The organism is Bacteroidales bacterium (assembly GCA_031275285.1).
Classification (GTDB): domain Bacteria; phylum Bacteroidota; class Bacteroidia; order Bacteroidales; family UBA4181; genus JAIRLS01.
The window spans coordinates 1-10,440 of the sequence record JAISOY010000076.1; the positions used below are offsets into that span (position 1 = coordinate 1).

Here is a 10,440-nt window from a genome sequence, read left to right on the forward strand (position 1 = left end):
GTGTAAAACCAGGTATTGAACCTTTTTGAATGATCGAATTTATCCGGATCCTCAATGATTTTCAAAAACAGATCATGGAGAAAATCTTCGGCTTTTTCCCTGTTATGGTACAACATCCGGTAAAAGAAATTAAGCAGTGCTTTCGAGTAACGCCTGTAGAGTTCATCGAAAGCACACTGGTCATTTCCTGAAAAAAGCGACATTAGTTCTTCATCGGATATTGCCCGGTAATTCTTTTTGATTTTGAACAATGCCATTGGTCTTTATTCAAAGTATTGCATCCATTCCGGAACTCCTGCTTTTTCTGAAATGGTTTGCGCCATACTCTTTATGTTTTTCATTTTCACGGTTTCGTTCGAAAGGCGATAATGCTCATACAGCCTCAGAAAAGGTGCAACATAACCCAGATTCATTTTTGCTATTAAGCTTTCGGATATTGAATTCTGAAGTGTTATTTTTAAAAAATCCAACAGGAACTTGTTTTCGATATTGTTTTTCAATACTGCGATGTTATCAAAAGCCTTTTCGCTGTATTTTAATGCCAGGCCTGTCATATAAAGTTTATCGGAGAAACCGGCATAAATATTCTTGTCCGCAAACGGTGAAATATATACCGGACGTGTTTTCACATTTCTGACCACATGATGAATAAGTGCCGGAACTGTTTTCATCTCATTTTCATTTACTGTAAATTCGGGAATCGAGTTTTCTTTAAAAAACCATTGCCTGTACTTATCTATCTGGGCCATCATCATATTTACCGCGGTTACATCGGTACGAACATTTAATACATTCTGTAATATCCATATCGGATAAGTATCATTATCGCCATATACCAGGATGATGGCATTGTCATCCAACGACATCAGCATATTATAACCTGTTGCCAGGAATTCTATGGCCATCTCATTGCTGTCATACCACTTTTGGCTTACCACCCGAATATTTTTCTTATCGTTATTGATGGCGTAATAAGTCATCAAAGAAGGGATCAGTAACGGATCGTATGGCCGCATCTTTTGTGCCTGTAATAAACATGCGATTCCTTCCTCATCATAAAAACGGTCTTCAGACTTGATAAAGTTCAATTCGAATGTATGGGGGATTGCTTTTTCCGCCTTTTCAACAATTTGAGCCATGGGTACCAGATATTCTTCCTGTTGTTTGCCGGGGTCTATACCAAAGTACCTTTCTATGGCCCTGTTGGCTTTGTAGAAATTCACCCATGCTTCAGCATTTGTGGTCTTATTATCAATTTCATTTTTCCATAGCCTGGCCTGCTCCTTGTACCAGTCCAGATCTTTTAGGACACGTGCAAATGAATGAACGGTTTCTGCTTTCTGAGAAAATACAGAACATGGAAAAGCGGATAAAACAACCCAAAGAATTACTTTTGTCAATGTTTTCATACTTGAATATTTTTTTGAAGTTAAACTTTATTTTGCTGATTATACACCTGTCTTTTAAAAACGTTCAATAAATTTTGCGACCAGGTAATCTGATACAACACAGATAACAGGATAAGTCTAAGCGAAATAAGAAAACAACCAAAAATAAAAATATAACCATTCTTTTTGTTATGATTGATCATTATTTAATAACTTTGACAAAATAAGATGTATCAGGATTAGCTTTAAACCCGTACCTTGAAAGTCGTACGGTAGAAATATTCCGTCAATACTTGTTGAGTAAAAAAGAGTAAATCAATAGGAACTACTTTCAACACCGTAATTGTTCATGGCTAAAATCCTTTTAAGCGCCCAGTGTTGTTTATTGTTTTCTTAAGCAGCATTTATCAAGTGGATTATGTTCATAAAGTATAACATTAATTGTTCTACATTACTTAATATCTGGCTCTAGTCATTCCTATAGACCAGCAAATCACATACTTATAGAACCTTACCATAAAATATCATGCAAAAATACCACAAACATAAAGCCCATCCCTGGCACGGTATAAATATTGGAGAAGATGTACCGGAAGAAGTAACTGCATTCATAGAAATAGTACCGATGGACACAATAAAATATGAAGTGGATAAGGCATCGGGTTATCTTTCTATTGACCGTCCACAAAAATTTTCCAACATAGTGCCTGCCTTATACGGTTTTTTACCGCAGACCTACTGCGGCAAAGAGGTAGCTGTGTTAACCAATCTGGCACTAAAGCGTTCAGATATACAGGGAGACGGTGACCCGCTGGATATCTGCATACTCACTGAAAAAGATGTGACACATGGAGATATTATCGCCAGGGTACATCCTATAGGCGGATTCCGTTTGTTGGATCATGTACAGGCGGATGATAAGATCATTGCTGTATTGAAAAATGACATGGTATATGGTCATTACACGGATATTAGCCAGATACCGGCACCTATAGTAAACCGTCTAATCCATTATTTCACCACTTATAAAGATCTTCCGACCGACCACAAGCAACGGATGGAACTCAAAGATGTCTACGGAAAAGAGACCGCATACGATGTTATTCTACGATCCATGAAAGATTATGATGCTGAAATAAAACCACGATTGATATAAATTCCCTGTTTTATCATAATATCCAATTTCACATAACATAAAAAGTGCCTTACCTTCCATTTATTTTTCTTCAGGGAGTTGAAAAATAATATGTACCAAACACAAAATTTGAGCCTGTCAGCGAAAATATTCCATTGTTTCATCTTTACCTTTGCGATCAGTATACAGTTTATCAATCAAATCTGTGTTTCTAATAAAATATAAATTTCATGGAGCCTCTTCAAACCATTAATTACTCAGGTATATTCCTGTCATGTTTTACCGATGACCATACCTCTTGTGTCCATGCAACCAAAGATCACACACTCTTATACCTTTATTCGGGTGAACAAGTAATTGACAATAATGGTGAAAAAATGACAATCCATCCGGGAGAGTGTGTATTTATACGTCGTGACCATCGTGTGGTCATGTACAAACAACCTTTCGGAGAAGAACAATACAAAGGTATCTCACTGACATTCAGAAGAAGTATGCTCAGGGATTTTTACAATAAAATGGATAAAGCAGAAATTCCTAAAAATGTAAAAACGCCGGAAGAAAGTGTTTTCAAAATTCCAGTAAGACCTGATATTACCAGCCTTTTTCAATCCCTGATCCCCTATTTTGATTCTGCCGTACATCCTACTGAAGAAATTGTCAACCTTAAGGAACAGGAAGGTGTTTATTGTTTATTGAATACGGATAAAAAATTCTTCCCCGTTTTGTTCGATTTTACAGAGCCCTGGAAAATCGATATATTGGATTTCCTGAATGAAAACTATATGTATGAACTCACTATGGAGGAGATCGCTTCCTATACCGGTCGGAGCCTGGCCACCTTTAAACGCGACTTCGCCAAAGTAAGCGACACAACTCCACAGAAATGGCTCATTAATAAAAGACTGGAAATTGCCTACGAGAAACTTCAGAACGAAAACAAAAAAGTAAGTGATGTTTATGTAGAGGTCGGTTTCAAAAATGTATCCCATTTCTATTCCGCATTCAAAAAACAATACGGTTTTTCTCCAAAAAAATAGATAGAAGGCCGGTTTCGGGATCAAATCCGTAATATATCATCAGAAAATTTCCGATTGCACTTCTCAGCAAAAATCTTTGAGCCGCAGAGCGAAAGCACTCTGCGGCTTTCGTTTTAATTTTGTTCTATCATGAAATCTGGAAATGGTATACAAAGGGCTTTCAATTATTCCGACTTGTTTCTGAATAGTTTTTTCAGCATTGGTTCCGGTTATTTACACAATTCAACCGAGCACCTGATCATTTTTATTTATTCCGGAGAGTTGGTTATTCTGGAAAGCGGCCAAGAGATCTCCGTTAAAAGCGGTGAGTCTGTATTTATCAGAAAGGACATGCCGGTTAAGTTGTATAAAAAGAATGATCAGGAAGAGATGTTCCAGGGCATCATTATGGGATTTAGCAGGCCTTTCCTGTCTGAATGTTATAAAAATGTCAGAAAAAAACAAATACTGTCATATGGTGGAAAACTGGAATGCGGCATTGTCAGGTTACCCAAGACACCTTATATACAAAGCCTTCATGTGTCAATGATTCCATATTTCCAATGGGGTGTAAAACCATCAGGGAAAATCCTGGAATTAAAACTACGTGAAGGTATCTATTGCCTGCTTCTGCTTGACAACAGGTTTTTCACCTGTTTATTTGATTTCATGAATCCCTGGGGATTGAGCCTCATCAGTATTCCATGCCATAAAAATTAGTCTGAATACATTTCTGTAAAATAAAACAATAGAAACATGAAACCGAAAATCATTTGTCATATGATGAGTTCAGTAGACGGTAGGTTGATAGGTGACCGCTGGAGTGCTCCTTTCGACGGAACCGACCGGAATGAACTCTATGAGCCCTATTATGAAGTGAGCAGGCAACTTAAAGCCCGTGCCTGGATGATTGGTCGTAATACCATACAGACAGACAACGAAGTAACAATGTTCGATTACAACAAATACCTGCCGGCAAAAGAATTTAAGACTTATGCCGGTAAACGGGAGACCGAAAATACATGTATCATATTTGACTCAAAAGGCCGGATTGTTTACCCCAGTGACAAAATCAACGGTGATAATATAATCACTGTCCTTGGTGAGAAAGTGTCCGATGAATATCTCTCCCACCTCCGCAAAAAAGGCATTTCTTACATTTTTGCAGGAACAGACGGCTACGACCTTAACAAAGCCCTCGAAACGCTGAATACCGAATTTGGCTACGATGAACTTCTGCTTGACGGCGGTGGCGTATTGAACGGTACTTTCCTGAAAGCCGGATTACTCGATGAATTCAGTCTGTTGATCTATCCCGGAATGGACGGACTTTCCGGAGTTCCTTCCATCATCGAGTATCAAGGAAAAAAGGATGAGTTGCCCGCACAGGGACAGGCGTTGGAGTTACTCTCAGTAAAAAACCTGACGTATGGTATCGTATGGCTTCATTATAAATTCCATAAAGTATAAAACATATGTCTGCCATCGTTTCTATAAAAATGATACATACGGGACAGTTGAGTCCAAAGGATTTCATATTGACTCGCACCAATCTGTACAACAAGTCATACTTACCTTTTGATCAATTGATATCATTTTTTTACCGAATATTAAGTAATATAAAACAATTAATGTCATATTTTCTGAATGTAATTCATTTGATCAATGTGACTTAAGAAAATAATAAATAGCACTGAGTGCTTAAAATAAATGGACCATGGAAAATACGAAAAAAAGAGCAGCCGATCAATGGCTGAAAATGAATAGCAAACAAGGTGTTTATGCCGGAAAGCCTGCAGAAATCAACCGAAGGACAGCTTTAAAATACCTGGCTGTAATTCCTGTTCTGGCGTATGGATGCAGTTCCGCACACAAGAATACCGATGTAACTAATGAATCATCTGGGGAGCAAAGTCCTGATAATGCTCCGGTGGTTTATATGACTAAAGAGATATCTCCGGCAGCCATTATTGCCATGTATGAAAAACTGGGACGTAAGGCTACCGGCAAAGTTGCCGTTAAACTGAGTATGGGCGAACCGGGAGGACATAATTACCTGAAGCCTGAACTTGTCCGTGATCTGGTACAGCTGGTGAACGGAACGATTGTCGATTGTAATACAGCTTATGGCGGTAATCGCGCAACAACAGAATTACATCTTAAGGCAGCTGTTGATCATGGCTTTACAGCCATTGCCCCCATCGACATCATGGATTCCGAAGGTGAAACAGAATTACCGGTAACCGGAGGTAAACATTTAACTAAGGACATTGTAGGTTCACATTTTACCGTCTATGACTTTGTCGTCAATCTTTCGCATTTCAAGGGACATGCCATGGGTGGATTTGGCGGAGCCCTGAAAAATATGTCTATCGGCATTGCATCGTCCAAAGGAAAAACCCTGATACACTCTGCAGGAGCCAGTACAACGGATTGGGGAAATCCCGCCCAGAATGATTTTCTTGAGTCTATGGCAGAAGCGGCACAGGCTATTGCTGCTCATTGTGGAGATAAAATCATCTATATCAGCGTTATGAATAATCTTTCCGTCGATTGTGATTGCGACGCCAATCCGGAAGATCCGAAAATGGCCGACATAGGTATATTGGCCTCACTCGATCCTGTTGCCCTGGATAAAGCTTGTGTAGATCAGGTATATGCTTCAACCGATCCCGGAAAAGTACATCTCATAGAACGCATGGAATCCCGCAATGGCATACGTATCGTAGAACATGCCGAAGCGCTTGGGATGGGAAACAGCCGGTATCAACTGGTGATGGTATGAAAATAGGAATAAAAGTGCTCTACGCTATAAATTACAGTAAACCAGCGACTCAACACAAAAAGAAGGTATTTGGATACCTTCTTTTTGTGTTAAACATGAATGATAAATTAATCTTTAAGTAAGGGTAGTTCATCCAGGATATTTTTGATCTTGATGGCAACTCTGGGCATCGGTTCTGCAACGGTAAGGCTTACGATATCATATTCCGCCGATATATCCCTGATGACCCGCAGTAGCTGGTCAATTTTCATACCTCCGGGTACTATCCCCACTGCTGCAATCATTTCCGCCGGATCGATCACATCGAGATCAAAGTGTATCATAACTTTTGATGCACCCGTACCTTTTAGCCATTCCAGGACAGCATTGCTGTTATCAACCGTTTCTGCCGGATGAAGGCTTTTTACACCCCATTCTTCCAGACGTACATCGATACCCGGATCAAACTCATTAAGGCCGACGACCAACGCTTTGGCCGGTTCTGTTTTTGCAGGAAACGCCCGGATGATCTCATCATCCCACTTGCCGAAGCATGCCGCCAATGCCATAGCGTGATACCCTTCATAAGCATCGCCAGGTACGTTTATATCAGGATGAGCGTCTATCCAGACAATGGCTACATCGTCAGGATATTTAGCAGCCAAATAGGTAAACGGCACCACACTGGCTGAACAATCCCCACCAAGTGTAATGATACGTTCGGGATCATTCTCATTTAAGAGGGACAGGGCATCTTTGGTCTGTTGCAGGATAACGTCATAAGCATTTATTCCATTTTTAACCTTTCTGTCGTTTACGTCCAATGAAACCGGAACTTCTACAGTTTTTTGCCCATTCCTGGGAGCAAGAAAATTGAGCAGATGGGAACCAAGGTAGTATCCGCGTGAAGCATCATCTGCCGGAACCTCTGTAACAAGCGAAGTGATAATACCTCCCTGCCATTGAGGATAAATAAGCCTTAAGGTTGAAGAACTTTTCATATTTATCTGATTTGAATTTTTATTCTGTTGGGATGGCCCGCATCCATAAAAAAGAACAGTAACAACAACTATGAATAATGTGATCTTTTTTGTTTTCATAATGACTTTTCACTTAAAGTGGTTTTTATTCATCAATGCGTTCCAGCTTGAAAATTACCGGACGAACCCCGTCATTGCAACAGGTGATCATCATTTTCTCGTCATTTGTCCAACCCCGCATGATGGAACCGCCCTGCAAAGCAGTGTAAATATAACGACTGATCGCGTCCCATGCTTCGCCGCAGAACTTTCCGTTCATCATTCTGAAATGCGCCTCATTATCAACAATGAACTCCTGTCCTTCAAGAAAATACGGACATTTCCCCACATTTGGGTTGGCAAGATACTTGTCAGCCAGTTCCTGATTGTATTCTCTTTTTAAGACTGTAATCTTACACTTGTGTGTTTTTGTTGTTCCTTTATTATCCATACCTGAATTATTTCCTTTGGTTATCGTTAAATTTTTGGCTGAAGCACCTAACAAGATGTTCGTTCCTAATAATGTCGAGGTTCCGAATAGCGCAGAAGCCCTGATAAACTTCCTCCGGGAATTATCTCCAACACATCCCTTACTGAACGATTCCTTGTCTATATTATGATTTATTGCTCTTTTATTAGCTGCTTTCATGTTCAGATACAATTAAAGGACAAAAATAAGAGTATCTACATCGTTATACAAGTACGGGTAAATTATTCATATAGTGATAAATTTATCACTATATGATAAAATAATGTATATATGTAATGAATGAATACTTGTTCTTATCTTTGTAAGAAAAACATGTACGAAAAGAAATTACCTTTTGATATAGATTGCGGTATCAGAATTACAATGGAAGTGATCGGCGGAAAATGGAAAAGTTGTATTATCCACGAATTAATGGAAGGCTGCCTGCGTCCGAATGAAATACATAAAATGTTCCCTGAAGCCAATCCAAGGGTGATCAACAAGCAACTGAAAGAATTGGAAATGTATGGTATCATCAGGAAAACCATTTATCCGGTCTTACCTCCTCATTCTGAATATAGTCTTACCGAAGTGGGTGAAACCTTAATACCTATCGTAGAAAAACTTGAAAAATGGGGTGATTATTTTCAACCTACCATGGCTAAAATATTGGGAATGGAAATAGATCCCAAATAATGAACATCACTAACTGATCCGATTGTTCGCAAATCATTCAATAGATTACTTACGATAAATAGCCGAACTTAATATACATAGGTCTCCAATAGCGGAGTCCCCGGATCACTGTTTACCAAACCACTATTCATCACTTGTTCTTTCCGGAAAGGATTTTTTTTTCGTTCCCACACATAAGCTGAGCCTCTCAGCGAAAATCTTTGAGCCTCCGGACGAAAATCATTCGTCCGGTCCGGGTTACTTTTGCATCATAAATTAAAAGTCAATCAAAGATGAAGAACACTTTTTTAATCACCTTATTAATTGTATTTGCCATGAGTAATATCGCAGCGCAAAACAAGTATGTCCTCAATCCCGGAACCGGGGAATTTGCAGGCAATGATAAAGTAACCGTTCAGCGGGTTAGCTTTAAGAACCAGTACCAGATGGAAGTAGTCGGAAACTTGTTTATGGTTAAAGGTATCGACCTGAACCAACAACATGCCGCCATCGTTGTCGGTCATCCGATGGGAGCCGTAAAAGAACAGAGTGCCAATGTGTACGCCTCTTATATGGCTGAACGCGGATTTGTGACATTATCCATAGACTTGTCTTTCTGGGGCGAGAGCGAAGGTGAACCACGTAATGCCGTAGCCCCTGAGATTTATGCGGAAGATTTCAGCGCCGCAGTCGATTATCTGGGAACAAGACATTATATCGACCGTGAGCGTATCGGCGCTATCGGCATCTGTGGAAGCGGAAGTTTTGTGATCAGTGCAGCGAAAATCGATCCACGTATCAGGGCAATCGCAACCATCAGTATGTATAACATGGGAAATTCCAGTCGTCACGGACTCAATCATTCACTTACTTCAGAGCAACGAAAACAAATCATAGCCACTGCTGCTCAACAGCGCTATGCAGAATTTGAAGGAGCAGAAGTGCAGGTTGCAGGAGGTACGGTGCTTGAACTGACACCGGAATCCGGCCCCATTGAACGTGAATTTTATGAATTTTACCGCAATCCGGACAGAGGTGAATTTACCCCTAAAGGCGCATCGCCGCTGAAGACGACAAAACCGACAGTTACCAGCAAAGTGAAATTCATGAACTTCTATCCATTCAACGACATCGAAACCATTTCGCCACGCCCGATGCTGTTTATCACAGGCGACCAGGCGCATTCCAAAGAATTCAGCGAAGATGCATACAAACGTGCTGCCGAGCCTAAGGAACTGTATTATGTGAAAGGCGCGGGACATGTGGATTTGTACGACCGTCTGGATGTAATTCCTTTTGACAAATTGGATACTTTTTTCAAATCCAATCTCAAATAAATGCAATGAAGGATGAAAAAAATTACATTATTAATAGCATTGGCAATCACCGTCTTAATATTTAGCCCGTTAAACGCGCAAAACATGAAAATGAAGATCATCATCGGGAATAAAGAATTTACCGCTACGCTGAATGACAGCGAGGCTGCAAAAGAACTCGTCAAATTATTGCCTATGGAAGTAAATATGGGCGAACACAACGGTAATGAAAAATATTATAACCTGCCCGACAGGATGCCCGGCAAAGCCACTAATCCCGGCAGCGTACAGGCAGGCGACCTGATGATATGGTCGTCGAACACACTGGTGTTGTTTTATGCCGGAAGCCGCACTTCGTACAGTTACATCCGTGTCGGTAAAATTGATGATACTTCCGGATTGCAGAAAGCAGTGGGCAGAGGTAGCATAAAAGTTAAATATGAGCTATTGAAACCGGAAAAGGAATAGCAGTCAACACAAATAATCCGGAAGGAAGAATGATATGACAATGAAATATCCATGAACATCACTGTTCGCCCAACGTGATGAACCGAGTTTACGAGTTCGACGAAGTCAATAAAATATGGATATTATCGATAAATTAAATTATTCATATGGAATCGATGAGCTAAAGGTTCCATGTGACCATTGAAAA

General features: G+C 40.0%; 12 protein-coding genes. 8 read left to right on the plus strand and 4 right to left on the minus strand.

Annotated features, from left to right (window positions below; genetic code table 11):
- Together LBQ60_07925 and LBQ60_07930 are read right to left on the minus strand one after the other, a co-directional pair.
- Positions 1 to 257 (minus strand): sigma-70 family RNA polymerase sigma factor (locus LBQ60_07925; GenBank protein MDR2037835.1); only part of this gene is annotated, 257 nt, incomplete at its 3' end.
- A gap of 6 nt (positions 258 to 263) precedes the next feature.
- Positions 264 to 1,409: a hypothetical protein gene (locus LBQ60_07930; protein MDR2037836.1), complete on the minus strand. Its 1,146-nt coding sequence runs from the start codon at positions 1,407 to 1,409 to the stop codon at positions 264 to 266.
- Between the two features lie 505 nt (positions 1,410 to 1,914).
- On the opposite strand from LBQ60_07930, the gene LBQ60_07935 reads away from it, so the two are divergent.
- From LBQ60_07935 to LBQ60_07955, 5 genes are all read left to right on the plus strand, one after another.
- The gene (locus LBQ60_07935) at positions 1,915 to 2,544 is read left to right on the plus strand and encodes an inorganic pyrophosphatase (GenBank protein ID MDR2037837.1); all 630 of its coding nucleotides are present in this window, start codon (positions 1,915 to 1,917) and stop codon (positions 2,542 to 2,544) included.
- A 209-nt stretch (positions 2,545 to 2,753) separates the two neighbouring features.
- Complete coding sequence (locus LBQ60_07940) at positions 2,754 to 3,563, plus strand: AraC family transcriptional regulator (GenBank protein MDR2037838.1); 810 nt, start codon at positions 2,754 to 2,756, stop codon at positions 3,561 to 3,563.
- 129 nt (positions 3,564 to 3,692) lie between these two features.
- Positions 3,693 to 4,262, plus strand: coding sequence for a hypothetical protein (locus LBQ60_07945; GenBank protein MDR2037839.1), 570 nt, complete (start codon positions 3,693 to 3,695; stop codon positions 4,260 to 4,262).
- 36 nt (positions 4,263 to 4,298) lie between these two features.
- On the plus strand, positions 4,299 to 5,012 hold the full coding sequence (locus tag LBQ60_07950; protein MDR2037840.1) for a dihydrofolate reductase family protein: 714 nt from the start codon (positions 4,299 to 4,301) through the stop codon (positions 5,010 to 5,012).
- A 247-nt stretch (positions 5,013 to 5,259) separates the two neighbouring features.
- Positions 5,260 to 6,327, plus strand: a complete 1,068-nt coding sequence (locus tag LBQ60_07955) for a DUF362 domain-containing protein (GenBank protein MDR2037841.1) — start codon at positions 5,260 to 5,262, stop codon at positions 6,325 to 6,327.
- Positions 6,328 to 6,434: 107 nt separating this feature from the next.
- Here LBQ60_07955 and LBQ60_07960 read toward each other — a convergent pair whose 3' ends face one another.
- Together LBQ60_07960 and LBQ60_07965 are read right to left on the minus strand one after the other, a co-directional pair.
- Complete coding sequence (locus tag LBQ60_07960) at positions 6,435 to 7,307, minus strand: arginase family protein (protein MDR2037842.1); 873 nt, start codon at positions 7,305 to 7,307, stop codon at positions 6,435 to 6,437.
- 124 nt (positions 7,308 to 7,431) lie between these two features.
- Positions 7,432 to 7,974 (minus strand): TIGR04076 family protein, encoded by a 543-nt coding sequence (locus tag LBQ60_07965; protein ID MDR2037843.1) that lies wholly within the window; start codon positions 7,972 to 7,974, stop codon positions 7,432 to 7,434.
- Between the two features lie 153 nt (positions 7,975 to 8,127).
- On the opposite strand from LBQ60_07965, the gene LBQ60_07970 reads away from it, so the two are divergent.
- The 3 genes from LBQ60_07970 to LBQ60_07980 all read left to right on the plus strand — a co-directional run bounded on the left by LBQ60_07970 (position 8,128) and on the right by LBQ60_07980 (position 10,253).
- Entirely contained in the window at positions 8,128 to 8,490 is a 363-nt protein-coding gene (locus LBQ60_07970) for a helix-turn-helix transcriptional regulator (GenBank protein ID MDR2037844.1), read from the plus strand.
- Between the two features lie 314 nt (positions 8,491 to 8,804).
- Positions 8,805 to 9,806 carry an alpha/beta hydrolase gene (locus LBQ60_07975; GenBank protein ID MDR2037845.1) on the plus strand — a complete coding sequence of 334 codons (1,002 nt, stop codon included), beginning with the start codon at positions 8,805 to 8,807 and terminating at the stop codon, positions 9,804 to 9,806.
- Between the two features lie 12 nt (positions 9,807 to 9,818).
- Positions 9,819 to 10,253, plus strand: coding sequence for a hypothetical protein (locus tag LBQ60_07980; protein ID MDR2037846.1), 435 nt, complete (start codon positions 9,819 to 9,821; stop codon positions 10,251 to 10,253).
- The last annotated feature ends 187 nt before the right edge of the window (positions 10,254 to 10,440 follow it).

Bases quoted from the DNA above. Each gene is read 5' to 3' on its own strand.
- LBQ60_07955 (MDR2037841.1), top strand. From the start codon at position 5,260: ATGGAAAATACGAAAAAAAGAGCAGCCGATCAATGGCTGAAAATGAAT.
- LBQ60_07980 (MDR2037846.1), top strand. From the start codon at position 9,819: ATGAAAAAAATTACATTATTAATAGCATTGGCAATCACCGTCTTAATA.
- LBQ60_07950 (MDR2037840.1), top strand. From the start codon at position 4,299: ATGAAACCGAAAATCATTTGTCATATGATGAGTTCAGTAGACGGTAGG.
- LBQ60_07940 (MDR2037838.1), top strand. From the start codon at position 2,754: ATGGAGCCTCTTCAAACCATTAATTACTCAGGTATATTCCTGTCATGT.
- LBQ60_07945 (MDR2037839.1), top strand. From the start codon at position 3,693: ATGAAATCTGGAAATGGTATACAAAGGGCTTTCAATTATTCCGACTTG.
- LBQ60_07960 (MDR2037842.1), bottom strand. From the start codon at position 7,307: ATGAAAAGTTCTTCAACCTTAAGGCTTATTTATCCTCAATGGCAGGGA.
- LBQ60_07970 (MDR2037844.1), top strand. From the start codon at position 8,128: ATGTACGAAAAGAAATTACCTTTTGATATAGATTGCGGTATCAGAATT.
- LBQ60_07935 (MDR2037837.1), top strand. From the start codon at position 1,915: ATGCAAAAATACCACAAACATAAAGCCCATCCCTGGCACGGTATAAAT.
- LBQ60_07975 (MDR2037845.1), top strand. From the start codon at position 8,805: ATGAGTAATATCGCAGCGCAAAACAAGTATGTCCTCAATCCCGGAACC.
- LBQ60_07965 (MDR2037843.1), bottom strand. From the start codon at position 7,974: ATGAAAGCAGCTAATAAAAGAGCAATAAATCATAATATAGACAAGGAA.
- LBQ60_07930 (MDR2037836.1), bottom strand. From the start codon at position 1,409: ATGAAAACATTGACAAAAGTAATTCTTTGGGTTGTTTTATCCGCTTTT.